The following is a 25,876-nucleotide window of genomic DNA, read 5'->3' as shown; positions in this document are numbered from 1 at the left end:
CGTTGCAATGCCGAGATTGTCGGCGATTCCGGTAAGGGCGTCGACTGACTGATCATCGCCGCTCAGCGTCCGCTCGCTAACCGGCCTGCCAAGCTAGACCTCTGTCTGTTGCGTCATTTCAAGCGCGGCATCTACCTCGTGCCATGGTCGCGGACGGTACTGCCGGGCGTTCCGCGTGCCGATGCGCCAGACTCGACGCGTCGGCACGCTGCGTTTCAGTGTTGTGCGGCGCCTTATTGATCGACCAGGAACTGCACCTCGACGCGCGGATTTTTTGGGTCGGCAGCATCAACACCCGGAAGTGGCCGTGATTCTCCGTAACCCGCCACGACAATGCGCTTCGCCGCGTCGTCGCCGATGGTGCCGAGTAGCGCACGGCGCGCTCGCCGAGCGGAACGCGACACCAGCATGCGTTGCCAGAGGCGTTTGCGTCCTTCGAAGTCCGGCAGCGCGAATTCAATGTGATAGCGAATGCGGCTCACGAACGCGTTGTCGTAGTTTTTGGCGAAGGCCGAAGTCTCGTCGCGATCGCGGGATTCATTCATGTTTTTATCCAGGTTCGCAGATCGGGTTCAGGCTGATTCATCGCATGGCCTGAGCGGCGGCGTTGTTGTCGGTGTTGCCCGTTAGGCGACGGCTTCGACCGCCGGATCGGATCGCATCGGCTGCGGATGAGGCTCCGCACACTTATCGTTTCCGGTTTATCGACCGCAAAGGTGCCGCATTTAGGGTTTACTTAAAAATATTTACGCACGCCGGGTGCGTCGGGGTAATCCTGGAACAGGATTGCGACAAATCATGTCCCGAAACTCGGCGAGATGCGCGAACGTGATCATCTGGACAATGCTTCAGGAACGGTGCCGCGCTCCGGCCGCGCTGAACGCAGCGCGGCGGCTGTCAACGGAATGTAACTTGAAGTGCTTAAGTTTGAAGGTTCGAGCGATGAGTAGCCGTGCCGGGTGCGTGAAGCCGATCAAGGGGCGAAACCTTCGGGAAAAGCTCAATACAGACACGGACGTGCTGAAGCGGTTTGAAATGCATCATCGCAAGAACACCGCGCGATGCGTAGCTGAGGAATTGCGTCGCGGAGCGAAGCTTGCTGCAACCATTGATCCGGTCAGTCAATCTCGTGGAGGCAAACCATGCTGTTCAAACGAGGAATTGCCGTTCTTGCCGTTGCTCTACCCCTTGCGGCCGCGCAAGCGCAAACCGTCGACATCACCGGTGCGGGCAGCACGTTTGCAGCCCCGATCTATAACAAGTGGGCTGACGCCTACCACAAGGCGGGGGGCGGCAAGGTCAACTACCAGGGCATCGGTTCAGCGGGCGGCATCAAGCAGATCCTCGCGAAGACCGTCGACTTCGCGGGTTCCGACGCGCCGATGAAGGACGACGAACTGGCGAAGACTGGCCTGTTTCAATTCCCGACGGTGGTCGGCGGCGTCGTGCCGGTCGTCAACCTGCCGGGCGTGAAGCCGGGCCAGCTGGTTTTGTCGGGCGCGGTGCTGGGCGACATCTATCTGAACAAGATCAAGAAATGGAACGATCCGGCGATCGCCGCGCTGAATTCGGGCATGAAACTGCCGGATACGGACATCGCCGTGGTGCGTCGCGCCGACGGTTCGGGCACGAGCTTCATCTGGACGAATTTCTTGTCGAAGGTGAACCCGGAGTGGAAGTCGAAGGTCGGCGAAGGCACGACGGTGAACTGGCCGACCGGTACGGGCGGCAAGGGCAATGACGGCGTTGCCGCCTTCGTGCAACGCCTGCCGGGCGCGATCGGCTATGTAGAGTGGGCGTATGCGAAGCAAAACAACATGGTCTACACCAGCCTGAAGAACTCGGCCGGTGCCGTGGTTGCACCGAAGACCGAAACCTTCAAGGCGGCCGCCTCCGGCGCGGACTGGAAGACGTCGTTCTACCAGATCCTGACCAACGAGCCCGGCAAGGACGCATGGCCCGTCGTCGGCGCGACCTTCGTGCTGCTGCACGCGACGCAAGACAAGCCGGCGCAGGGCGCGGCAACGCTGAAGTTCTTCGACTGGGCGTTCAAGAACGGCGGGCAGGCTGCCAGCGATCTCGACTACATCTCGCTGCCGGATTCGGTCGTGTCGGAAATCCGCGAGCAGTGGAAGACCAAGGTCAAGGATGCGTCGGGAAAACCGGTGTTTCAGTGAAGGCATCGTTGCGACCCGCCTCAAACACCTCTTGATCGGTCATGGGCAAAATCAATTGACTCAGATCAAGTTACGGCTGCAGTGAGGCGGGTAACGTGCGCGTGACTGTCTTTCATCACTGCACGCTGGGAGCAAGCAATGGTCACGCGCAACGTCGAGGAAGTCATCAAGCAGATTGCCGCCGTTACCAACACGCCTGAGGAAACGGTCACGCAGATGTACGCGCAGACGTGGATTGAATACAGCGAAGGCGCACGAATCACGGACTACCTGACGGTTCTGGTCGCTCGTCGTGTGCGGGACAACCTACGCAGGCGGCAACAGAATTCGCATTGAGAGTGGGTTGGTCAAGCGCCGTTGGGCGATGCCGCGTCAGCGCCGAAGCGCTCGACCACAAATTCAATAAAGCTCCGAAGCTTCGGCGACGTCTGCCGCTCACGCAGATACAGCAGGTTCAGCGGCCGCTCGGGCGCGGCAAATGCCGGCAGCACTTCGACCAGCCGCTTCGCTCGCAGGTCCGCGGCCACCAGGACCTCGGGCAGCATCGCGATGCCAAGGCCGCGCAACACCGCCCGTCGCAGCGCTTCCGAATTGTCGATCCTCAGCCTGCCGTCGACCGGTACGCTCACGCGGCCGTCCGGACCCTGCAAGCTCCATTCGGCCTGCGCCGCGTGCCATTCCGAGCGCGGCGGATACGCGTACGTCAGGCACTGGTGTGAGCGCAGCGCGTCGGGCGATGACGGCGTGCCGTGCGTCGCCAGATACGCGCGTGACGCGCACAACACCAGACGGTACGGCTGCAGACGTCGCGCGACGAGATCCGGATTGCCCAGCGCGCCGATCCGAACCGCCGCCTCGAAGCCGTCGTCGAGCAGGTCCGACAGCGCGTCGGTGGCGACGATATCGAGCTTCACCTCTGGGTAGCGCTCGCAGTAATCCGCGATCACCGGCATCAGGCATTCGTTGCTGAATACGACGGGCGCGGTCACCCGCAGGCGTCCGCGTGGCGTTGCGAGATGATCGAGCGCGAGTCGTTCCGAATCGTCGACCAGCCCGAGGATCTCGATGCATCGTTCATAGTAGGCCTGCCCAAACGCGCTGATCTGCTGCTTGCGCGTGGTGCGATGAATGAGTGTCGCGCCCAGCCGCGTTTCCAGCGCCTGAAGGTGGTTGCCGACCATCGTCGGCGACAGATCGCATGCCACCGCCGCCGCCGTCAGGCTGCCGCTTTCGACTACGCGCACGAACACTGTCATCGCTTTGAGGAGGTCCATTCCGCAATAATAATTGGTTCTGTTACCATTTGCCGCGCGTTTATCAATCTTCGCTGTGGGAATACAGTCCGCGTACACGAGGCTTGCGGCCCATCCCGGTTCCGCATCGCCCGACTTCATGCACGGACATCATGCGCAAACAGCTCAGCTCACCGGCTCGGTCACCACGTCTTGCCCTGCTCGCGACGAGCCTCGGCTTCGTCATCATCTGTCTCGACGTCACGGTGGTGAACGTCGCGCTCGCACGAATGCGCGATAGCCTCGGCCTCGATTCGACGGCGCTGGAATGGGTCGTCAACGCGTACACGCTGGCGTTCGCGAGTCTGCTGCTGTCCGCTGGCGCATTGGCCGACCGGTTCGGCGCGCGGCGCATTTTTCTCGCCGGGTTCGTGGTGTTTACCTGCGCATCGGTGGGGTGCGGGCTGTCGGATGGCGCGGCGCTGCTGGTCGGGGCGCGAGTGGTGCAGGGCATCGGCGCGGCGCTGTGCGTGCCGTCGTCGCTGGCGCTGCTCGGCGCGGCGTTTCCGGAGCCGCATGCGCGAGCCAGGGCGGTCAGTGTCTGGGCTGGCACGGCGGCGCTCGCGCTGGGGGCGGGTCCGCTGGTCGGCGGCGTGCTCGTCGACCGCTTCGGCTGGCCGGCCATTTTTCTGATCAACGTGCCGATCGGCGTCGTCGGCATCTGGCTGACCATCGCTCATGCGCCGAAGACGAAGGGGCACGCGGCGCGTCGCGTCGACCTGGCCGGCCAGACGCTTGCCGTCGTTGCGTTGGTCGGACTGACGTATGCGGTTGTCGAAAGCGGCAGGCTGGGCTGGACCAGCATGACCGTGTTGACGGGACTTGCCGTCGCGGCCGCTGCGGGCGGGCTGTTCGTCATCGTCGAGGCGCGGCAGGCGCAACCGCTTTTACCGCTCGCGCTGTTCCGTCATGCCGCGGTGAGTGTCAGCGCTCTAACGGGGCTGTCGCTGAATTTTGGCTACTACGGACTGATGTTCGCGATGAGTCTGTTTTTCCAGAACGCGCGTCACGACACGCCGCTCGAAACCGGCCTCGCGTTCCTGCCGATGACGGCGGTGGTCGCAGTCGCAAACGTCGCGTCGGGCTCGCTGACCGCGCGTTTCGGTTATCGCCTGCCGATGCTTGTCGGCCAGGCAGTGGCGGCGCTCGGCTATGTTGCGCTTGCGTTCGTGCGGGTGGATAACAGCGCGCTAGCAGTCGCGTTGCCGCTGCTCAGTGTTGGCGTCGGTGTCGCGCTCGCGGTGCCGTCGATCAACACCGCGGTGCTGGCGCACGTGGAACCGTCATACATGGGTATTGCATCGGGCGTCTTAAACACCGCGCGTCAGATTGGCGGCGTGCTCGGCGTGGGGTTGTTCGGTTCGCTGGTGCGGCCGGAGTTCGGCCATCTTGCCGAAGGGCTGCATCGGGCGGCGATGCTGGCAGCTTTGGTGACGCTTTTGAGCCTCCTGAGCATAGTCACGGGCCTCAAGACAGCCGGATCGATGGTCACGGACGGCGCGCGTTGAGAGCGTTGTCGCTGCTGCCCGACTGTTGCGCGGCAGTGCCGGCCATCACGCGCCAGCGGTCGCTTTCGAGTACGGTTCGAGCATCGATCCGCCCGAACATGTCCAACAGAGGTGCGACGAGGCCCGTCCAGCCTGTCTGATGACTGGCCCCGAGTCCCGCACCATTGTCGCCGTGGAAATACTCGTAGAACAGGATCAGGTCGCGCCAGTGCGGATCGTCCTGAAACTTGCTGGTCCCGCCGTAGACGGGACGTCTGCCATCAGCATCGCGCAAGAACGTACCCGTCAGTCGCCGGACGATTTCCTGTGTCACCTCGAACAGCGTCATGTACTGCCCGGACCCGGTCGGGCATTGCACCTTGAACTCGTCGCCGAAAAAGCTGTAGAGATTCATCAGGGCCCTGACTACGAGCATGTTCACCGGCATCCATACCGGACCTCGCCAGTTGGAATTCCCGCCGAACATGCCCGTATTCGATTCGGCCGGCAGGTACTCCACTTTGTAATCGGTCCCGCCGACGTTCAGCACATACGGATGCTCGAGGTGATAGCGAGAGAGCGAACGGATGCCATGCGGTCCGAGGAACTCGTTTTCGTCGAGCAGGTATCCGAGCACGCGTTCGAGCTTGCGCCTGTTCAGGATCGACAGGAGCCTGCGCTCCCGATGGCCGATGAAGCCCGTATCTGTCGGCGCCACGTGGGCGAGCAGCTCCGGGTAGCGTTTGCGGAATTGGGCGATCAGTTCCATCAGTTTCGGATAGCGCGTCACCGAATCGGCTTCGAACACCGTGGTCGCGCACAGCGGCAGTAGCCCCACCATCGACCTGATCTTCAGCCGCATGGTCTGGCCGTCGGGAAGCCGCAGCAGATCATAGAAGAAGCCGTCATGCTCGTCCCACATGTCGTCCGGATGTTCGCCGCGCCGATCCATCGCGTAGGCGATCCACATGAAGTGCTGGACGAACCTGAAGGCGATCTCCTCGTACATCGGATCGTATTCCGTCAGGATGATCGCCATCTCCAGCATGCACTGGCAATAAAACGCCATCCACGCGGTTCCGTCCGCCTGTTCCAGCGATCCACCGGTCGGCAATTGCGCGCTGCGATCGAACACCCCGATGTTATCCAGACCCAGAAAGCCGCCGGCGAACACGTTGCGTCCCGACGGGTCCTTGCGATTCACCCACCAGTTGAAATTGAGCATCAGCCCCTGAAACGAGCGCTCGAGAAAGCGCGGGTCGGCCCGTCCCAGCTCTTTGCCGTACCGGTAGAGCCAAAGCGTGGCGGCGGCATGCACGGGAGGATTGACGTCGCTGAAGTTCCACTCGTAGGCCGGGATCTGGCCGCTCGGATGGACATACAGGGTGCGCAACATCAGCAGCAATTGCTCCTGCGCGAAATCGAAGTCGACGAGCGCCAGAGAGATCGTGTGGAACGCCAGATCCCAGGCCGCGTACCACGGATACTCCCATTTGTCCGGCATCGAGATCACGTCCGCGTTCAGCATGTGGAACCACCCGGTGTTCCGCACATCGAGCCGCTCGCCGTCGAGCAACGGATGACTGCCATGCTCGCGCAGCCACAGTTCGAGATCGAAGTAGTAGTACTGCTTGCCCCACAACATGCCCGCCAGCGCCTGACGGTGCACCCGGCGCTGGTCTTCGGTCAGCGATTTCGGTGCGATGCGCTCGTAGAACTCGTCCGCATCGGCAATGCGTTCGTTGAAGGTGTTCTCGAAACCGTCGAACGCGTTGTCGCGGCTCGCTGCGCTCAGGCGCAGCCGGATCGTCACGCTGTCGCCGCCGGGTACGTCGCATTCGTAATGAGCCGCCGCCTTGGTTCCCGTTCTGGCGGGATTCACCGCCTCGCGTTGCCCGCTGATCACGTACGCGTGGAATGCATCCTTCACATAGGGCGAAGCATTGGGTCGATTCCAAAGACGCCGTGCATTGCTTTCGTTTTCCGTGAACAGCAGTTCGGTCGCGCCTTCGCAATAGAGCCAGTAGTTGCCCAGTTCATGATGGCTCGCTCGAATGACGCCCGGAGCCTCTTCGCACAGCGACGGCCTGGGATCGTCGTGGTTCTCCGACCATGCATTGCGAAACCATAGCGTTGGCAGGATTCGAAGCTGTGCCGCGTCCCGCCCGCGGTTGTGCACGGAAATGCGCACGAAGATATCTTGTGGATCGCGCTTCGCGTATTCGACGAACACATCGAAATACCGGTCGTCATCGAATACGCCGGTATCGAGCAGTTCGTACTCGAGTTCCTCTCGCGACCGCTTCCGGTTCGTCTCGATCAAATCGAGGTACGGATATTCCCGCTGCGGGTACTTGTACAGATACTTCATGTACGAGTGCGTCGGCGTGCTGTCGACATAGAAGTAATATTCCTTCACGTCCTCGCCATGGTTGCCCTCGCTATTGGTGAGCCCGAAAAGGCGTTCCTTCAGAATCGGGTCGCGCCCGTTCCAGAGTGCGAGCGCGAAGCAGAGTCGCTGCTGGTCGTCGCATAGTCCGCCGAGCCCGTCCTCTCCCCACCTGTAGGCGCGCGAGCGCGCCTGATCGTGAGTGAAATAGTTCCAGGCGTCGCCATCCTCGCTGTAGTCCTCGCGGACGGTTCCCCATTGCCGCTCGCTCAGGTACGGCCCCCACTTCTTCCACGGCACCTGTGCCGCATGCGCGTCGTTCAAGCGTTTTTGTTCCGTGACATCGACGTCTGCGAGAGCCATTTCTGCCTCCGTTACGGCCGGATTAACCTGCAACAGGGGGAGCGGTCGCCCTATGACGATCGCCCGGCGAGCCCGGTGGATACGTGTTGCTGCGAAGCAAGCCTGATGTGCGAGACGAACCACGCCGCGAGCACGAACCACCCCGCTGCGACGACGAACGCGACGACGTAGGCGGCTCCCGCACCGGCAAGCGCCTTGACCCACGACAGCATCCACCCGGTCGCGGCAGGGCCGAGGATCTGCGGCAGCACCATCGACACTTGCCAGATGCCCATGTCCTTGCCGCTGGATGCATCGTCCGGCAACACTTGCAGCGCGAGCGCCCAGTCGACGGCTTGATAGGTCCCGTAAGCGGCGCAAAAAACGAGTCCGACTGCGATCACCAGCAACAGGTTCGGATGCAACGCCAGCAGGACGAAGCCGATTGCGGCTCCGGCCATGATCCAGCTTGTCAGGCGGACGACCGGGACGGCGCCGTGGTGGTCGGCGAGCCGTGCGCCCAGCAGGCTCGCCGGGATCGCCAGCACCACGCCGACACCAAGAAGCCCGTTCATCACACCGGTCGGATGACGAATGCCGATTACGTCCTGCAGGTAGTACAGCATGAAGGTGAAGATCGACCAGATGCCCATGTTGCCGAACAGACGGGTTACCAGCACCCAGTAAAAGTTTTGGTGCAGGCGCGGATCGAGATAGAACGAGCGCATGAACGCGCGGAACTCGAACCGTTCATGGGATCTGACAGGCGTCGGCTCGCGCGAGCCGCGAATCGTCAGCCAAAGGCAGAGCAGCATGATCGCAATGAACGTGGCCACCGTCGGATACAGGCGGCCCGGCGAATAGAGCACGACGAGCACCACGTTGCCACTGATGGTGCCGAGCACGGACATCACGTTGAGCCACGCGCTCGCGCGGTTGGTTTCCCGTTTTGGCACGACATCGGGCACCAGCCCGGCATACGGACCCGCCGCCCAGTTCCACCAGAACTGCAGATTCAGAAACGCGAGTGCATACAGCCAGAGGCTCGCCCCTCTGGTGAATGAAGCAAGCCATACCAGTGCAATCGCAGTGCCGAACACGCCGGTGACGAGAAACGATCGGCGACGTCCATGTTTTGCGGAGGAGCGATCTGACAGCGCGCCGGCCAGTGGCGCCACGATCATTGCAACGAATGCGCCGGACGCAATGACGGAGCCGGCCACCCCTTCCTTCAACGCGGCATCGGGTCCGAGCATCTCGGCGACCTGTGACGGCACCAGCACCGGCACGACGGTCATCCATTGGGTAAACAGCGCAAACCACAGCGACGCGATCTGTATGTGGCTGAGCGTCGTCAGGCGAGGGGCGGGCGGTCTGGTCGACCCATTCCGGGCTGGACTGGATAGAGGCATGTCAGAGGTCCATAGGCGTCGCGCGTTTTGCTGCCCGCTCAATGCTTCCCACCTGACGGGGCTGCAGAGAAAGAATAGAACACTGATCTGGCTTATGCATGCGAGTGCAGTGCGTTCCTTGCCGTCGGGCGAGGTCAGTGCTGCCGCCCGAAGGGGCGGGTGAGATTCATTGGCATTACGCGAACAAGCTGACTAGTATTCAGCGTGCGGACTAGCCAGGGTTCACGCGACTCCGGTCGGATTGCGGGCCGATGGCGTTCACCCTCCGCGGAAGGGGGACATATGACACCTCTGTCATTGAGTCGTCCGACACTGCGTGCGCGCTATCGCCGACATCCGTCTCAACACATCTCATCCCTCATCGCTGTCTTTCTTGCTGGATTGTCATTGCCGCATGTGGTGTCTGCCGGCGGCGTGCTTCCGCAAGGCGGCCACTATGTGGCCGGCACGGGAACCATCGCCGGTCAGGGCAACGCGATCACCGTCACGCAACCCAACTCGACTCGCGGCGTGATCGACTGGAACAGCTTCTCGATCGGCAAGTGCAACACGGTCACCTTCGACAACGGTTCGGGCGCAACGCTCAATCGCGTGACGGCCGGCGCGCCTTCCGCGATTCTCGGCAGCCTGAAGGCAACCGGCAGTGTTTATCTGATCAACCCGCAAGGCATCGTCGTGGGTCGCAGCGGGATTGTCGCGACTGGCGGACGATTCGTCGCTTCGACACTCGATCTGCCGAATACCGCGTTCATCAATGGCGGGACGCTCACGCTCGCGGGTACATCGAACGGCAACGTGCTCAATCTCGGCAAGATCAGTTCCAGCGGAGGCGATGTTTTCCTGATCGCACGCGATGTCGTGATCAATGCGGGCTCGGTCAGCGCGCCGAACGGCACCGCGGAATTCGTCACGGGGCAGCAGGTGGCGTTGCTCGATTCGTCCGGCAGCAGGCAGGTTTTCGTGCAGATAGGCAGCAAAGGCACCGTGATCGATCGCGGTGCCACGCAAGCCGCGCAGATCAATCTCGAAGCGGCCGACGGAAATATCTACGCGCTTGCAGGTGGTGGCTCGCGGGTCCGCGCGACGGGCACGGCGATGCGCGACGGCCACGTCTGGCTCGTAGCCGACACGGGACACGTGACGCAACGAGGGACTATTGCCGCAACGAATGTCGATGGCAGCGGCGGCACCGTCGATACGCTCGCCAACACGCTCAGCTTTGCGCACGACGCAGCGGTTCAAGCGGGGCGCTGGAACGTCTCGACGCCAGCCTTCACCATCGATCGCGCCACGGCCCACGCTTTCATGCGCAGCCTGAACGCCGGCACATCCGTCGATGCGACCGCGACCGGCACGAATGGCGCAACCGGCGATATGAACGTGGCGTCGAATCTTCGCTGGAAAGGCCCGGCGTCGTTATCGCTCGTGGCTGCTCACAACGTGACGATTGCGTCAGGAGCGACACTGTCGAACAGCGGCAGCGGCAACCTGAGCTTGCGTGCCGATGGGGCGGGCATCGACAACAGCGGCAGCGTGGCCAACCAGGGCAAGATCGACTGGTCCGGCAGTACCGGTTTGGTGAGTGCGTTCTACGACATGAACGGCAGCTACAGCCCCGGGACGATCGTCGCGAACAGCGCATGGACGGCAGCGCCCTACAGCGGTCTCGTGACGCAAGTGACTGCCTACAAGCTCGTCAATTCGCTGACCGATCTGCAGAACGTGTCGCTCGACCTTTCCGGCAATTACGCGCTCGGCAAGGATATCGACGCGAGTGCGACGAATCTCACGTCATCTTCGTCGGGCGGGGTCGACTTCATTCCGCTGGGCAATGCGGCGACACCGTTCTCCGGCCAGTTCGACGGCATGGGGCATGTAATCGACCGGTTCGGTGAGAATGACACGTACTCGCCGTCGCGGACGTTGTCGCTCGGCCTGTTCGGCGTGATCGGCACCGCTGGCGTGGTGCGCAACGTCGGTATGACCAACAGCGCACTGTTCGCGCTCAATGACGACGTCATCGACAATGGGTCCCTTACTTACACGTACGGCGTACTGGCCGGCCGTAACCTGGGATTGATCACCTATGCGTACACGACCGGCGGGCGGGGCTCCCCGCACTATGGCGGCGCTCCGGTCGGCGGTTTAGTGGGCACTAACGACGGGCTCATCGAGCGTTCGTGGAGCAGCGTTTCTGTGGGCGATGCCGGCATCGCGGGTGGGCTCGTCGGCATCAACTCTGGACGGATCGTTCAGTCTTTCGCGACCGGAAATGTCGAAGGGGGCGTCCGTATCTTTCCGGGGGGCCTTGTTGGCGCTAACTCCGGTACGGTGTCGCAATCCTATGCGACGGGCGAGGCGCTTGGCGACTTGAGCGCGGGCGGCCTCGTATATGCCAACTCCGGCGTGATCGAGCAGTCGTTTGCGACGGGGCTGGTTCGAGGCTTTTGCTGCGCGCCTCCGGGTACTCCGATCAGTTTCGGCGGCATCGCAGCCGATAACTCGGCCGCCACCGCGACGATCGCAACCAACGTCTACTGGGATGCACAGACAACGAATCAAACCGTCAGCGCCGGGAGCGGCGCACAACTGCCCACGTCGAATGGCCTCACGACCACTCAAATGGGCAACCCGGCGAGCTTCGACGCATCGTGGGATTTCAGTCCAACCGGCGCGTGGGTCATGCCTGCCGGCGCGACGCATCCCATCCTGCGCTGGCAACCGGGCCAGTAGGCGCGATCTTCGGGAAGGCGGCGGACGGGTTCGGCGTTTGCGGTGAATCACCGGATCGTCGACAAGCTCAAGCCACGAGGTGTTGCCGCAGATACGCGGCCGCATACGAAGCCGGTGCGACCGCCGGACGGCGGCGCGTTGGAGCGGGGTGGGGGGAGCGCCCATCGCGATCGGTAATAGCTGAGGGCGCTGCCTGGAGGACTGCGCAAACGGTGGTGTCGGGCGCACAGACTATGCCAGACACAATGGAGATGGCATCAGGCGCGCAATGTGCTTGGAGATAGGCCCGTGGATCATGGAGAACAACGATGACCCTGCTCATCTATCTGGTCGGATGGATCATTTTCATTGGCGGCGTCGCGTGGGGATTGATGGCGCTGCACGTCGCGCAGCACATCATCGCCATCGTGGCCGTGATACTGCTAGGTATCGCGGTGATTACCGGCGCCACGCGAGCGAGAAATCGAGATCGGTCGTCATAGCGAAGTTCCCTCGTGCGCCACCGCGCTCAGGTACGCTACGGCGCGCTCGCGATGTACCATTTCCGCGTGATTTCGCACCGGACATCGTGGAGTACATCATGGGAAGCGCATGGAAACGCCGCTTCAAACTGCTTGTCCAGCGTTTCTGGCAGCCAACCAGCGCGTGCATGACCTGTATGCCGGGGAGCTGGGGCAACGTCATGAGCCTCACGCACTGGGCGATCGCATTCAAGACCGGTCTGCTCACCGGTGTTCTGGCGCTGCTGCTCACCTTCACGCCGGCGGCGAAGTGGTACGGCAACCGCTATAGCAACGCACTGCTCGTCGGTTGCCTGACCGCGATCGGCGATGCTTACTCTCACTTGAGCCATTACCGCTTTCATGCGCTCGAACACATCGCGACGGGGGTCATGTCTGGCCTGTTTGCGCTCGCTGCATCGTATCTGTTCGAGGATCGCGCGCGCCGCGTGCGCGCGGTATGGTCCCGCTTGTTCGGACAATCAGTGCGGTGACGAAAGCAGCTTGAAGCGCTTCCACAGCTTCTTCAATGTCTGATGATCGGCAGCGACGCGTGACGCGAGGAAGCCACGTGCGAAGGCCGCGCCCGAGGCCGCCTCGGGCGCCTTCGTCAGCAGCGACTTCAGCAACTGATCGGCGACGACGGCATCGTTGCGCCAGCCGAGATCATCCTGAAGCGCGGTGAGCGCCTCGACATAGTGGCGCACGACCCGCCGCGGGCATAGCGACGCGAAGAACTCGGTGGCGTATCGAACCTTCTTCGCCGCGATGCGGGCGCGGTGACGGCTGTGATCGTCGAGATCGGCCAAATCCTTGCCCCGTTTGATCAGCTTCTTGTGCCGACGGCGCAGAACATCGGCGGCGAATGGCTTCACTGGGCTGCCGATCGCGTTGCGCTGTTCGTCGGACATCTCATCTCGCCAACCCTTGCGGCTCAACCAGAGCGCCAACTGGAGCGCGAGCCGTGTATAGCGAACCGATTCGACGGCGGCAGCCGCGCGCTGCCGGTTGTTGACCGCAATCTGCTCGCACGCTTCTCTGACCGGGCGGATCTCGTCCGTATTGCCGTTGGCGCCGGCATGTTCGAGCGTCGATCCCGCAAGCACTTCCCAGTCGCGCGCTGCGCCGAGTTCCGAGGCAATCCAGCGCAACTCCTCGTCGAAACCGGGCGCGGCGGGGATGACCTTCGCAAACAGATCGAGTGCCGAACGCAAGCGGCGAAGCCCCACGCGCATCTGATGGACGCTCGATGGATCATGGCCCGACACGACGCCCAGTTCGTTCGCGTGGACCTGGTCCAGACAGTTGCGCACGATGACGCAGAATGCATCCTCGATCGAATCGCGCTTGTCCAGTCGCACCGGTTGCGCTTTCACTGCCTCGCTGTGCTCGGCTACCAGCAGTGCATACCCGATATCGGCCTTGCTGCGATGATCGATACGCAGCGGCACGGTTTCGAGCATTTCCAGCGCGACGCGGTACAGCATGTCCGGATCGCCCTGTTTCAATTCCAGTTCCACGGCGGCGATTTGCACCGAACCCGACTCCGCCTCGATGGTTCCTTCGTCGAGCGCAAGCTCGAGTTCGTCTCCGGACGGCTGGCGCAGCTCAAACGCCGAGCGGTTGATCCGCGTGACGAACACTGGCTTCAGTTGGGCGGCAACGGTCTCGTCGCGAATCAGCTTGCCGCAGTCGCTGTCGTCGGGGATCGGGTCGCACAGCAGCTTCAGATCGGGGGTGTCGCTATTCACGGGCATCTCGAACTCGTCCCTGTCGAACAGCCCCGCCTTGGCCGATCCTTCGAGCTTCAGCGTCTGGATCTTCTCCTTGCCGATGCTGCGCACGCGCAGCGAAGCCCCGCACCAGTGAAACGAAAACTCGGGCGTATCGAAATAGGTGCTCGTCAGCAGGCGAGGCGTTCCTGCTGTGGCTTCCGATTGCGCAAGTATCGACGCGTTACGCAACTTGCCGAGATCTTCGTTCGCAACGCGCAGCTTTAGCTCCCGTTCCATGCCGCCTCCGAAATGAGCACGATACCTTCAGACTACACCGGATTCGCTGGGCTGCGTCGCAGCCGATCGTCCCACGTGGCCGCTCCGCACCCAACGTTTCCTGGAGACGGGGTGGGTTAGCAGCGCAAGCAGGCATTCGTGCAAAACTTGTCCACCGTCTTAGCCACCTCTTTGCACAACTTTCGTCGTGCTTAAAACGGTGATGCACGTCGACCCGATACAAGCTCACAACGACAAATAGCGAGTGTTCCCAAAGTAAATGGGGAAAACGGTATGCGCAACTATGGACCGACATGTTGAAACCGCCAGGCTAACGGCCCGCATTTCTGGTCGACAAGACTCAAGAAACTCCCAGAAGTCGGGCCCAAAAATATTTTTGGAAATGACGCCGGAGCACGTTACCCCAATCCTTCGAAAGAGTAGGGGAATCATATGCCGCACAGAGTAAAAACGATCACTCTCATGGCGCGGTAACGACATTAATCGATGTGATGCAACGCGCCACCAGGCGATGCACGTAACGCAAGCGGAGCACCAAACAGGTGAACGAGTATGAGCAGCTCATAAGCAATGATTCAACAAAGAAGATCAATACATATATCTATGGCGGAAGGGCCGTCGATAACGAAACACTTTTCATTTGCATCGCAACCGAAGAATCAAGGTGCATTCGTAGGGCGCTGGATTCCGCAGCTAGGTATTACATTAGCAGCTTATGACGTTATAAGGATCTCCGCCTCATCTGTCATGCACTACAATAAACTGGTAAAAAACGAGGATCGTATAAATGATGCCACCACCGGAAGTTTCGGCTGAGCTGGAGGAATTCTCGCGGGGGAAAATCGGAATTCCGCCAAAAATAGCAATAAGGCCATCCAGTTCTTTAGAAGACGATTTTGGCGTCACGGGCGACGATGCGAGCAAGCTCATCAACACGTTCGCAATAACATTTAACGTTCAACCCGGCGATTTCGAATTTCTTAGATATTTTAATATGGAAGGATTCAGCGTTTGGCCCTTTTCGATTCTTACCCGGTATCTTCTAAAACTCAGAGGCGTGAAAGACTACAAAAATAAAGAGCCAATTACAGTCGGAATGCTGCAGCGTGCGATTGAGCTAGGCGTGTGGGACAGCCAACGCGTATCGGAAGCGCGAAGCGCGTCGCCCGGGGAGTGACCGCCAATGGGAGTCATTGCGGCCTGCGGTCGATAAGGTCTCACCTCGTGCCATGCAGTAAGAATGCCGTACAAAACTCGCCCGTAGGCAGCGCCTTGCCCTAGGGTTTGCTCGGCTCGACGCACCCAAAGTTCGCGATTCTCACAACCGTACACACCGGGACATCTTGATTAGGAAATGATCATTTCCTATAATCGCGCCATGACCACACGCCACCATCCTGCCAGACAGCCTCGAGCTCCAGGCCGTCCTCGCGAATTCGACATGGACGTCGCGCTGGACGGCGCAATCCAGATTTTTCGCGAACGCGGCTATCAAGGGACATCTCTTGGCGATCTCGGTTCCGCGATGGGCCTCACGGCCGGCAGTATCTACAAGGCGTTCACCGATAAGCGAGCGGTGTTCCTTGCCGCACTGGAGCGCTACATCCATCTACGGAATGGCCAGTTGCAAAGCCTGCTCGACGCGGAGCAAACCGGCCGCGACAAGGTGCGGGCCGTTCTGCGGTTTTATGCCGAGTCCGCAGTTGGCGACGAGGGCAAGCGGGGCTGTCTCGTAGTCGGAAGCGCAATCGATCTGCTCGCTTTTGATGATGAGGTCGCCGGTCATGTCGCCGCTTCTTTGCAGCGAACGGAGCGTCTGTTGTGCCGTCTGATCCGGCTGGGCCAGACAGACGGTTCGATCGCGTCCGCCGTGGATGCGGACGCTACCGGCCGCGCCCTGCTGAGTTTGACGCAAGGTTTGAGGGTCGTCGGCAAAGTCGGGCGGCCCCGGGCACACATAATGGCGGCGGCGGAGCAGGCCATGCGTCTGCTGGACTAAGCACAGCACGACATAACAGCGCATCGCCTTCGTGTGCTGCTCGCCAAATTAGGAAATGAGCATTTCCCAACCTGACCCGCCGATGAGAAACAGCGGTTCAACGATGTAATCACTCAACCCTAAGGAGTCTCGTTCGTGAAAGCACTTAACTCGCCCATGCCATCTGTGAGTTCCGAAATCGTAAGCACGCTGCCAGCATCAAGGCCCGTTCGGGGGCTGGAAGGATTCGAGCACAAGTTCGCGACCGTAGACGGATTAAGACTGCACTACGTCACCGGGGGAAACCCACAGGGCGACGTGATCGTGTTGCTCGCGGGCTTTCCGCAGAGCTGGTTCGCGTGGCGCAACGTGATGGCGCTGCTTGCGAAGACCTATCGAATCGTCGCGCCGGACCTTCCCGGACAAGGTGATTCGGATCGTCCGATGGACGGCTACGACACACAGACCCTTGCGAGCCATGTCCACGGTTTGCTCCAGCAACTCGGAGTGAGCCGGTACTTTCTCGCCGGACACGACATTGGAGCGTGGGTGGCTTTTCCTTACGCGGTGATGTTCGCCGACGAGGTCCGTCGCGTCGCGCTGCTGGATGCGGGGATCCCCGGCGTGACGTTGCCCGATGCGTTGCCGATCGCGCCCGAGCGTGCATGGCGTACCTGGCATTTTGCGTTTCACGTCCTACCGGATCTGCCGGAAGTGCTGCTAGCCGGCAAGGAACGCGAATACCTCGACTGGTTTTTGCGGCGAAAGACGGCCAATCCCGACACGTTCACTGACGCCGATATCGATGAATACCTGCGGATTCTGAAGAAAGACGGCGGCTTGCGCGCCGGCCTCGCGTATTACCGCGCCGCGCACGTGTCCGCCCGGCAGAACGCGGAATTGAAGCAACGAGGCATGCTCGATTTGCCACTGCTGACGCTCGGTTCCGATCAAGGGTCCATCGCCGATATGGCGACCCCGCTGCGAGCCTTTTTCGCCGACGTCCAAGGCCGCACCATTAGTCACTGCGGGCATTTCATTCCAGAAGAACAACCGCGCGCGGTCGCCGAAGAACTCACGGCGTTCTTTGGAAGCGAAAGGGGGTAACGGGGCAGGTGCGCGCAGGCTGCCGCGCACGGCTCAGACGATGCGGGCGTGCTGTACGACGATCCACGCGGACCACGCAAGCAACGCGACGCCGAGCGGCTTGCCGATCGACCTGCCCCAACGGAAATTCTTCTCGGCCGACATGATCGCGCCCAGCGCCAGCATCCACCCGACGCTGCCTGTGCCGATCGCGAACATCAGCAGCATCAGCGCCCAACAGCAGCCGATGCAGAACGCGCCGTGACTGATGCCGAGCACGAAGCTCTCGCGGCGCGCGCTTTTGCCCCGCCAATGCTCGGCGATGAACATCAGCGGCGAGCGGCATTTGTCGAGACATCGATGTTTGAGGCTGCTGAACTGATAGAGGCCCGCGAGCGCGACGATCGCGGCACCGATCAGCCAGCCGTTCACAAGCAAGCTCGGAACTTTGTCGGCGACCAGATGGAGCGCCGCATCGAAACCGTGCGCGACCACGCCGAACAGCGCCCATGTCGTCGCATAACCGACGATCAGAAGCGCCATCAGCGTGCGCCGGTTGTCGCGCGCGACGGTCATCCGCCGGAAGGTATCGAACAGCGGGAAGGCGCTCGGCAGCATCATCGCCGCGATCATCAGCAGCCATGCGACGCTGTGCAGCAGCGCCGCGATCGTGAGGCTCGCGCCCGGCACCTCGCGGCATATCGTGCCGACGAGCGGCAGTTCGGCCCAGCTCGCGTGACGCAGATAACGCGCATAGGGTCCCGCGTCCCACACCCATAGTGCCAGCCACGCGCTGCTCGTCAATGCGACGAAGAGCGGCGCGAACAGCCGCGAGCGTGCGAGCATCTTCACGACGCGAAATTGAACGATCCCTGAATGGCGTTATGTCCGCTCAACGCGAGGTCGAGATCGAGCTTTTCGTGCCGCAGGCGGAAAGAGTTCGCCTTGCCGACGAAAGCAGGGGAGCCCGGTATCGTCGAAAAGATGCTTTCGACCAGTTTGGTCGGCTCGCCGGTCGGGCCGCGATAGGGCTCCAACTCGGCATCGATAGCTTCGCCGACTTTCATCCTGCCCTTGCCATCGACGACCGTATATTCGATCGGCACGCGTTCCACGGACACGACTTCGCCGATCAACTGCACGAGATCCGCGAGGGGGCCGCCGCGCTCGCCACGGTGCACGCTCACCAGAGCGTCGAACTGAGCGTCGCTCGCGCGCTCGTCAACGAACATCGCGACGCGCCAGCCGCCTTTGAGCACATTGCCGGGAATGAACGCCGCGAAGGCGATCGTCAGGCCCGATACATCGACGCCGTCGATCGTGCCTCGCTCGTAGTGGTAAGCCATCGCACTGCGGCACGAGCCGTTATCGGGGTCTTCTCCGATCCAGCAAGGACACAGCACCTTGCATTCACACACTTCGAGGATGCTGCCCATCAGTTGATAGCTCATTTGCACCTCCGCTGCCGGTTGAATCCGGCCGGGAAGAACATCGCCGGACATCCTCTGTTGTAGGCGTTAAGCGGGCAGTAAGCAAAGCATTCGAGCGACGGCGAATGATTGAAACGGCTTACACAGTCGGTGCTTTTGCGATGGCGGGGAAGCGTGCGCCCAGCGCCCGAAGCGCATCACGCATCGCCGGTTTCCGCAGACCGACTCTTATATAAGACATAAGACATTTGACCGTGGAGGGGTATTGCAATTAAAATCGCGATCAAAGCAGTGCCCGGCACAGCTTGGAGTGCCTAAAAAGCCTTTCCCTGAAACGCAAATACCAGCAGGTCCCCCATGCTTGAAAACTTTCGCGCTCACGTGGCCGCACGCGCCGCGCTCGGCATTCCTCCCCTGCCGCTGACGGCTCAGCAGACCGCCGAGCTGGTCGAACTCCTGACGAACCCGCCCGCTGGCGAAGAGCAGACGCTGCTCGACCTGATCACCAACCGCGTGCCCGCCGGCGTGGACGAAGCCGCCCGCGTCAAGGCTGGCTTCCTCGCCGCCGTCGCCAAGGGCGAGACCGTCTGCGCGCTGATCTCGCGCGCCCGCGCCACCGAACTGCTCGGCACGATGCTGGGCGGCTACAACATCCAGCCGCTGATCGAACTGCTGTCCGACGCCGAAGTGGGCACCGTGGCCGCCGACGCGCTGAAGAAGACCCTGCTGATGTTCGACCAGTTCCACGACGTCAAGGAACTGGCCGACAAGGGCAACGCCAATGCGAAGGCCGTGATGCAAAGCTGGGCCGACGCCGAATGGTTCACGAGCCGTCCGGAAGTGCCGCAAAGCCTGACCATCACCGTGTTCAAGGTGACGGGCGAAACCAATACCGACGACCTGTCGCCGGCTCCGGACGCAACCACCCGTCCGGACATCCCGCTGCACGCGCTGGCGATGCTGAAGAACGCGCGCCCCGGCATCACTCCGGAAGAAGACGGCAAGCGTGGCCCGGTCAAGTTCATCGAGTCGCTGAAGGAAAAGGGCCACCTGGTCGCGTACGTGGGCGACGTGGTCGGCACCGGCTCCTCGCGCAAGTCGGCCACCAACTCGGTGCTGTGGTTCACGGGCGAAGACATCCCCTTCATCCCGAACAAGCGCTTCGGCGGTGTGTGCCTCGGCGGCAAGATCGCCCCGATCTTCTACAACACGATGGAAGACGCCGGCGCGCTGCCGATCGAACTCGACGTGTCGAAGATGGAAATGGGCGACGTGGTCGAACTGCGCCCGTACGAAGGCAAAGCACTGAAGAACGGCGAAGTGATCGCCGAGTTCCAGGTGAAGTCCGAGGTGCTGTTCGACGAAGTGCGCGCCGGCGGCCGCATTCCGCTGATCGTCGGCCGCGGCCTGACCGCCAAGGCGCGTGAGGCGCTGGGTCTCGCTCCGTCGACGCTGTTCCGCCTGCCGCAACAGCCGGCCAACAGCGGCAAGGGCTTCTCGCTGGCGCAGAAGATGGTCGGCCGTGCTTGCGGTCTGCCGGAAGGCCAGGGCGTCCGTCCGGGCACGTACTGCGAACCGAAGATGACCTCGGTCGGCTCGCAGGACACCACGGGCCCGATGACCCGCGACGAACTGAAGGACCTGGCGTGCCTCGGCTTCTCGGCCGATCTCGTGATGCAGTCGTTCTGCCACACCGCCGCTTATCCGAAGCCGGTGGACGTGAAGACCCACCAGACGCTGCCGAACTTCATCAGCAACCGTGGCGGCATCGCGCTGCGCCCGGGCGACGGCGTGATCCACTCGTGGCTGAACCGCATGCTGCTGCCCGACACCGTCGGCACCGGCGGCGACTCGCACACGCGCTTCCCGATCGGTATCAGCTTCCCGGCAGGTTCGGGTCTGGTCGCCTTCGCGGCCGCCACCGGCACGATGCCGCTGGACATGCCGGAATCGGTGCTGGTCCGCTTCAAGGGCAAGATGCAGCCGGGCGTGACCCTGCGTGACCTGGTCAACGCGATTCCGCTGTACGCGATCAAGCAAGGCACGTTGACGGTTGCCAAGCAAGGCAAGAAGAACATCTTCTCCGGCCGCATTCTCGAAATCGAAGGCCTGCCCGATCTGAAGGTCGAGCAAGCGTTCGAACTGTCGGATGCTTCCGCCGAACGTTCGGCCGCCGGTTGCACGGTGCACCTGAACAAGGAACCGATCATCGAATACCTGAACAGCAACGTCACGCTGCTGAAGTGGATGATCGCCCAGGGCTACCAGGACCCGCGCAGCCTGCAGCGCCGCATCAAGGCGATGGAGCAGTGGCTGGCCGACCCGCAACTGCTGTCGCCGGATGCCGACGCCGAGTACGCAGCCGTCATCGAGATCGACCTCGCCGACATCCACGAGCCGATCGTGGCCTGCCCGAACGATCCGGACGACGTGAAGACGCTGTCGGACGTGGCCGGCGCGAAGATCGACGAAGTGTTCATCGGCTCGTGCATGACCAACATCGGTCACTTCCGCGCCGCGTCGAAGCTGCTGGAAGGTAAGCGCGACATCCCGGTCAAGCTGTGGGTGGCTCCGCCGACCAAGATGGATCAGAAGCAGCTGACCGAGGAAGGCCACTACGGCGTGTTCGGCACGGCTGGCGCGCGTACCGAAATGCCGGGCTGCTCGCTGTGCATGGGTAACCAGGCACAGGTGCGCGAAGGCGCGACGGTCATGTCGACGTCGACCCGCAACTTCCCGAACCGCCTCGGCAAGAACACGAACGTGTACCTCGGCTCGGCGGAACTGGCCGCGATCTGCTCGCGTCTCGGCAAGATCCCGACCAAGGAAGAGTACATGGCCGACATGGGCGTGCTCAACGCCAACGGCGACAAGATCTATCAATACATGAACTTCGATCAGATCGAAGACTTCAAGGAAGTCGCCGACGGCGTGACGATGTAAGTCTGTTGTCGGGCTACGGCGTGTCGTTCGCGTCGTAGCGCCACGAAATGGCGCCTCGGGCTGAATGCCTGCGGCGCCATTTTTTTTGTCGGGTTCGTTTCGCAGATCCCGATCCCGGCCTCGCCGCGCCGCAGCCAATCCCAGGTCGACAACGCAGCTAACCCGTCCGAAAATGTTTTGCGAAACACGCTCGAACCGGCTGCGATCCAAACGTCTTTTTCCAATGCAGCGTGGGTCCCAGCTGGCCGTGCGCGAATTTTTTTGACGCCACCTGTCCGTCCGCATGCGGCCCGCGCGTCATTGATATGGCGGCCGATGCAATTCATCCGCCTCAACCCCATGACGGAGGCTCAAATGGAATACCTGTTGATGATCTACTCGGAAGAAAACAGCTGGAACAAGATGACCGACAGCGAGCGGCAGCAAGGCGTTGCCGCCTATCACGCGTACACCGAATCGTTGAAGAAATCCGGGGCTCTGGTGGGCGCCAACCGGTTGCAGCACTCGAACACGGCCACCACGGTGCGGCTCGTCGACGGCAAGCCGCAGGTGCTCGATGGCCCGTTTTCCGATTCGAAGGAGCAACTGGCCGGCTACTACCTGATCGACGTGCCTAACCTCGATGCGGCGATGGCGTGGGCGTCGCGCTGTCCCGGCGCGGCGCACGGCGTCATGGAGGTGCGCCCGGTCTGGACCGCTCCGTACGAAGCGCCGTCTGCATGAGCTGGTCCGGCGACGCCCGTGGCGATGACGGCGTCGCGCGTTCGATCGCCGAGGCGGTCGCTCGCCGCAGCTACGGCAAGCTCGTCGCGCTGCTGGCGATGCGCACGCGCGACGTCGCCGCGGCCGAGGACGCGCTCGCCGACGCATTCGCGGCGGCGCTCGCGGACTGGCCGGAGCACGGCTGTCCGGCGAGTCCCGAAGCTTGGCTGATGACGGTTGCGCGCCGCCGGGCGATCGACGGCGCGCGTCATCGCCAGGTCGGCGACGACGTGGCGAACCAGCTGCTGATTCTCGCCGACGAAATCGACGAGTGCGCGACAGACGCGTTGCCCGACCGGCGGCTGGCGCTGCTGTTCGCGTGCACGCACCCCGCGCTCGAGGCCCCGATTCGCACGCCGCTGATGCTGCAAGTGGTGTTGGGGCTGGAAGCGAAGACGATTGCGTCGGCGTTCCTGATGTCGCCCGCCGCGATGAGCAAGCGCCTCGTGCGGGCAAAGACCAAGATCCGCGAAGCAGGCATTCCGTTCAGCGTGCCCGAGCGCGAGGAACTGCCCGGCCGGCTCGACGCGGTGCTCGAAGCGGTCTATGCGGCGTATGCGGAAGGTTGGACGGACCCCATCGGCGGCGACACGGAGCGGCGCGACCTTGCCGACGAGGCGCTGTATCTCGCGCAACTGCTCGTCGAGCTGCTTCCCGGAGAACCGGAGACGCTAGGCCTGCTCGCGCTGATGCTGTTCGCACAGGCACGGCGTGATGCGCGACGCGATGCGGCTGGCGACTACGTGCCGCTGTCGGCACAAGACCCAGCAACATGGAATGCACCGATGATCGACACGGCGAACGCACTATTGCGGCGTGCGAACGCGTTCAACGCAATCGGGCGCTTTCAGCTCGAGGCCGCGCTGCAATCGGCGCATGTGGATCGCTGCCGGACGGGGCGCCCGAACTGGGACGAAATCGTGCAGCTCTACGATGGGCTGCTTTCGATTGCAGCGTCGCCGGTAGTCGCCGTGAACCGCGCGCTCGCGGTGGCGGAGCGTGACGGCCCGCAGGCGGCGCTCGATGCGCTGGCGCCGTATGCGGACGATCCGCGGCTGGCCGACTACCAGCCCTACTGGGCCGCACGCGCCAATCTGCTCGCGCGTGCCGGCGCGACCGCGCAAGCGCTCGGTGCGTACGATCTGGCGATCGGCCTCGAGCGTGACCCGGCCGTGCGCCGCTTCCTGCAGCGCAAGCGAATGGAGCTTGGATCGGGGAGTAGTTAGCGGAGCGCGATCTGCTGGCAACGACCCGCGCGGCGCGCGCCTGGGTCTCAGCGCTCCCGCTGCAACAGCCCCCAGCTGACGAGAATCGCCTGGATGCTGCGCGCGTAGGCGTCACGTTCACGCGGCGATTCCGAGTGATACGCGCCGATGGCGCGCCATGTGTTGCCGTGGCGCACCATCTTCTGCTTGAGCAGCCAGGCGGCCACGAAGATATTCACGCACGGGTCCGTGAGCGCGCGGTGCGGAATGCCCTGGCTCGCGAGTTCCGGAAAGTGGATCGAATTGATCTGCAATTGGCCCACGTCGATCGAACCGTTGGCGTTGCGGTTGATGGCGGTCGCGTCGCCTTTCGATTCGCGCCATGCCACGGCGCGCAGTACGTGCGGATTGACACCTTGGTAGGCGCCGGCCTTGTCGAAGCAGTCATCGGCGGTCGGGGCGGCGTGCGCGGCCGAACTGCCGAGGACCACCAGCGCCGCCCAGGCGCAGATGGCCCACGAGCGCAAAGGGCCGAAGGCGTTGGTCTTGTGCTGGTCCATGGGTCGGCGCTCCAGGTCCTGCTTTACTGCGCCAGCGCGGAATCGAGCTGCCGCTCGATGTCCTTCAGATAGGCGCGTGATTCATCGGAGACGACGAGGCGCGGCGTCGGCATCGCACAGTGGCAATCGCGCTTTTGCGTCTTCTTCTTGTTGCGCGACGTCGAGCGCGCCGCGGGAAGGTCGTCATCGTCGCCGGTGGAGGGCGGCAGCATCGCGAGCGTGGGCAGCGGCGGGTAGACCTTGTCCGCGGAGGCCAGGCTGGCAGAGGTGGCCGCGGTTGCAGGCGCGCCGGCGGCGGGCTGGCCCGCCCACGCGGACGAACACCAGCATACCGATGCCGCGACGAAAGCAATCAGGCGCATCGTGTCAGCTCCCCGCACGTAGCGGCTGGATCGAGACGCTGTACGTCTGGTTCGCGCCGGTCGTCAGGTTCTCTAGTGCGGGTTTGAGCCCCTGCTGCGGCACGCCCCGCCAGATCGCCTCGTTGATGTACTTGAAGTCCTGGCCCAGCGCCGTCACGCGGATCACCGTGGGTCGCTTCTGTGCGGCGGCGAGCGCGCCCGCCTTGGCGAGCACCGTGGCCAGTTGCGGATCGCGCGCGCCGAGGGCATCGGCGGGAATGTCGAACTTCATGATCACGTTCGACACCGCAGGCTTCTCGGCTTGTGCCGTAGTGGGCTGCTGCACTTGTGCGCAGCCTGTTATGAACATTACGGCAAGTAAGAGCACAACGCGCGTCACATCGGGTCTCCAAAGTTTCGAGGCGATGTACGCGTTTTCGGCTTCGGAAGCTGAGACTTGATACCCGAGGGCAAACGTTTGCGAAAAAGAAAGAGTTCGCTCTCGCGGCGCCCGCTTCGCGGAAAGTCACTGCGCGCACCGCCGCCTTCGAGCAAAGAACTTCTTGCGTTGACGGGTCGGAGCCACAGCAAACCCAACCCGACAAACCTCACGCATAACGCGCGAGGAACATATCCGCCGCCGCTTCCGCGATCCGCTTCTGCTCGCTGGCATCGAGCGGCACTTGACCCATCGCCACTTGCGGCCAGAAGGCGAAAGCCTTCACGAGCCCCTGCAACTGCAGTGCGGCGAAGACGGGGTCCTCGGTCTTGATGCGGCCGTCCGCGGCAGCCGCGCGGACCCATGCCGTCAGATCCTCCTCGCGCTCCCCCATGCGGGCGACCATATCGCGCGCGCGCTCCGGCGAATGGATGCCAGCCGCGATCGCCACCCGTGCCAGCGACAAAAAGGATTCGTCGTGAAGCAGCCTCAGCTTGCGCTCCAGCAAATCGAGCAACTGCCCGCGCAACGGTTGATCGGCGAGGTAGGAGGGCGCATCGCCGTCGTGGCTCGCGTCCCATAGCTGCTGGAGGATCGCCGCGAAAAGTGCTTCCTTGCTCGGGAAATGGTTATAGACCGTGCGCTTCGAGACGCTCGCGCGAGAGGCGATGCGGTCCATGCTGGTTGCGTCGTATCCGGCCGCGAGGAACTCCTCGATCGCGGCGGCGACGATCGCGACGCGCTTGCGGTCAGTCAGACGTTGCGGGCGGGCAGGGGATTCCATTCCT

At 62.6% G+C, this 25,876-nt stretch carries 23 protein-coding genes; 12 read left to right on the top strand and 11 right to left on the bottom strand.

Annotated features, from left to right (window positions below; translation table 11 throughout):
• Positions 1-233 precede the first annotated feature (233 nt).
• Positions 234-545, bottom strand: coding sequence for a hypothetical protein (locus tag GCT19_RS43250; protein ID WP_227749187.1), 312 nt, complete (start codon positions 543-545; stop codon positions 234-236).
• 597 nt (positions 546-1,142) lie between these two features.
• Here GCT19_RS43250 and pstS point away from each other — a divergent pair.
• Positions 1,143-2,177, top strand: coding sequence for a phosphate ABC transporter substrate-binding protein PstS (gene pstS, locus GCT19_RS05635; protein ID WP_018436163.1), 1,035 nt, complete (start codon positions 1,143-1,145; stop codon positions 2,175-2,177).
• Between the two features lie 138 nt (positions 2,178-2,315).
• On the top strand, positions 2,316-2,513 hold the full coding sequence (locus tag GCT19_RS05630) for a DUF3562 domain-containing protein (protein ID WP_152851275.1): 198 nt from the start codon (positions 2,316-2,318) through the stop codon (positions 2,511-2,513).
• 11 nt (positions 2,514-2,524) lie between these two features.
• Here the strand turns inward: GCT19_RS05630 and GCT19_RS05625 are convergent, their stop codons facing one another.
• On the bottom strand, positions 2,525-3,451 hold the full coding sequence (locus tag GCT19_RS05625) for a LysR family transcriptional regulator (protein ID WP_152851274.1): 927 nt from the start codon (positions 3,449-3,451) through the stop codon (positions 2,525-2,527).
• A 131-nt stretch (positions 3,452-3,582) separates the two neighbouring features.
• Here GCT19_RS05625 and GCT19_RS05620 point away from each other — a divergent pair, with 131 nt between their 5' ends.
• Positions 3,583-4,977, top strand: a complete 1,395-nt coding sequence (locus GCT19_RS05620) for an MFS transporter (RefSeq protein ID WP_152851273.1) — start codon at positions 3,583-3,585, stop codon at positions 4,975-4,977.
• Here GCT19_RS05620 and GCT19_RS05615 read toward each other — a convergent pair.
• Both GCT19_RS05615 and GCT19_RS05610 read right to left on the bottom strand, forming a co-directional pair.
• Entirely contained in the window at positions 4,958-7,708 is a 2,751-nt protein-coding gene (locus GCT19_RS05615) for an MGH1-like glycoside hydrolase domain-containing protein (protein WP_152851272.1), read from the bottom strand. The genes GCT19_RS05620 and GCT19_RS05615 overlap by 20 nt on opposite strands.
• A 50-nt stretch (positions 7,709-7,758) precedes the next feature.
• The gene (locus tag GCT19_RS05610) at positions 7,759-9,099 is read right to left on the bottom strand and encodes an MFS transporter (protein WP_152851271.1); all 1,341 of its coding nucleotides are present in this window, start codon (positions 9,097-9,099) and stop codon (positions 7,759-7,761) included.
• Between the two features lie 282 nt (positions 9,100-9,381).
• On the opposite strand from GCT19_RS05610, the gene GCT19_RS05605 reads away from it, so the two are divergent.
• The 3 genes from GCT19_RS05605 (at position 9,382) to GCT19_RS05600 (ending at position 12,826) form a co-directional block, all read left to right on the top strand.
• Entirely contained in the window at positions 9,382-11,832 is a 2,451-nt protein-coding gene (locus GCT19_RS05605; protein WP_408582370.1) for a two-partner secretion domain-containing protein, read from the top strand.
• A gap of 308 nt (positions 11,833-12,140) precedes the next feature.
• Positions 12,141-12,314, top strand: coding sequence for a hypothetical protein (locus GCT19_RS42630; protein WP_013093753.1), 174 nt, complete (start codon positions 12,141-12,143; stop codon positions 12,312-12,314).
• Positions 12,315-12,412: 98 nt separating this feature from the next.
• On the top strand, positions 12,413-12,826 hold the full coding sequence (locus GCT19_RS05600; protein WP_013093752.1) for a hypothetical protein: 414 nt from the start codon (positions 12,413-12,415) through the stop codon (positions 12,824-12,826).
• Here the strand turns inward: GCT19_RS05600 and GCT19_RS05595 are convergent.
• Entirely contained in the window at positions 12,815-14,344 is a 1,530-nt protein-coding gene (locus GCT19_RS05595) for a CYTH and CHAD domain-containing protein (protein ID WP_152851269.1), read from the bottom strand. The two genes, GCT19_RS05600 and GCT19_RS05595, sit on opposite strands and share 12 nt — an antisense overlap.
• A gap of 787 nt (positions 14,345-15,131) precedes the next feature.
• Here GCT19_RS05595 and GCT19_RS05590 point away from each other — a divergent pair.
• The 3 genes from GCT19_RS05590 (at position 15,132) to GCT19_RS05580 (ending at position 17,429) form a co-directional block, all read left to right on the top strand.
• Entirely contained in the window at positions 15,132-15,521 is a 390-nt protein-coding gene (locus GCT19_RS05590; protein WP_152851268.1) for a DUF1493 family protein, read from the top strand.
• A gap of 264 nt (positions 15,522-15,785) precedes the next feature.
• Positions 15,786-16,343: a TetR/AcrR family transcriptional regulator gene (locus GCT19_RS05585; RefSeq protein WP_152851267.1), complete on the top strand. Its 558-nt coding sequence runs from the start codon at positions 15,786-15,788 to the stop codon at positions 16,341-16,343.
• 135 nt (positions 16,344-16,478) lie between these two features.
• A complete protein-coding gene (locus GCT19_RS05580) occupies positions 16,479-17,429 on the top strand; it encodes an alpha/beta fold hydrolase (protein WP_321576759.1) in 951 nt (316 codons plus the stop codon).
• A 33-nt stretch (positions 17,430-17,462) separates the two neighbouring features.
• Here GCT19_RS05580 and GCT19_RS05575 read toward each other — a convergent pair whose 3' ends face one another.
• Positions 17,463-18,254, bottom strand: a complete 792-nt coding sequence (locus tag GCT19_RS05575) for a DUF2182 domain-containing protein (RefSeq protein ID WP_152851403.1) — start codon at positions 18,252-18,254, stop codon at positions 17,463-17,465.
• 2 nt (positions 18,255-18,256) lie between these two features.
• The gene (locus GCT19_RS05570; protein WP_018436175.1) at positions 18,257-18,859 is read right to left on the bottom strand and encodes a DUF1326 domain-containing protein; all 603 of its coding nucleotides are present in this window, start codon (positions 18,857-18,859) and stop codon (positions 18,257-18,259) included.
• Positions 18,860-19,195: 336 nt separating this feature from the next.
• Here GCT19_RS05570 and acnB point away from each other — a divergent pair, with 336 nt between their 5' ends.
• The 3 genes from acnB (at position 19,196) to GCT19_RS05555 (ending at position 23,769) form a co-directional block, all read left to right on the top strand.
• A complete protein-coding gene (gene acnB, locus GCT19_RS05565; protein ID WP_152851266.1) occupies positions 19,196-21,781 on the top strand; it encodes a bifunctional aconitate hydratase 2/2-methylisocitrate dehydratase in 2,586 nt (861 codons plus the stop codon).
• Positions 21,782-22,135: 354 nt separating this feature from the next.
• Complete coding sequence (locus tag GCT19_RS05560; protein ID WP_013093743.1) at positions 22,136-22,504, top strand: YciI family protein; 369 nt, start codon at positions 22,136-22,138, stop codon at positions 22,502-22,504.
• The gene (locus GCT19_RS05555) at positions 22,501-23,769 is read left to right on the top strand and encodes an RNA polymerase sigma factor (RefSeq protein WP_018436177.1); all 1,269 of its coding nucleotides are present in this window, start codon (positions 22,501-22,503) and stop codon (positions 23,767-23,769) included. The genes GCT19_RS05560 and GCT19_RS05555 overlap by 4 nt, the downstream gene beginning before the upstream one ends.
• Before the next feature lie 47 nt (positions 23,770-23,816).
• Here GCT19_RS05555 and GCT19_RS05550 read toward each other — a convergent pair whose 3' ends face one another.
• The 4 genes from GCT19_RS05550 to GCT19_RS05535 all read right to left on the bottom strand — a co-directional run bounded on the left by GCT19_RS05550 (position 23,817) and on the right by GCT19_RS05535 (position 25,872).
• On the bottom strand, positions 23,817-24,308 hold the full coding sequence (locus GCT19_RS05550) for a lytic transglycosylase domain-containing protein (RefSeq protein ID WP_018436178.1): 492 nt from the start codon (positions 24,306-24,308) through the stop codon (positions 23,817-23,819).
• 23 nt (positions 24,309-24,331) lie between these two features.
• Positions 24,332-24,670, bottom strand: coding sequence for a hypothetical protein (locus tag GCT19_RS05545; RefSeq protein WP_018436179.1), 339 nt, complete (start codon positions 24,668-24,670; stop codon positions 24,332-24,334).
• A gap of 4 nt (positions 24,671-24,674) precedes the next feature.
• Positions 24,675-25,049, bottom strand: coding sequence for a hypothetical protein (locus tag GCT19_RS05540; protein WP_013093739.1), 375 nt, complete (start codon positions 25,047-25,049; stop codon positions 24,675-24,677).
• A gap of 208 nt (positions 25,050-25,257) precedes the next feature.
• On the bottom strand, positions 25,258-25,872 hold the full coding sequence (locus tag GCT19_RS05535) for a TetR/AcrR family transcriptional regulator (RefSeq protein WP_018436181.1): 615 nt from the start codon (positions 25,870-25,872) through the stop codon (positions 25,258-25,260).
• Between the last annotated feature and the right edge of the window lie 4 nt (positions 25,873-25,876).

This window comes from Paraburkholderia atlantica (genome assembly GCF_009362785.1).
Lineage (GTDB): Bacteria > Pseudomonadota > Gammaproteobacteria > Burkholderiales > Burkholderiaceae > Paraburkholderia > Paraburkholderia atlantica.
The sequence above is the reverse complement of the archived record's forward strand: the minus strand, read 5'-3'. Positions and strand labels throughout refer to the sequence as shown.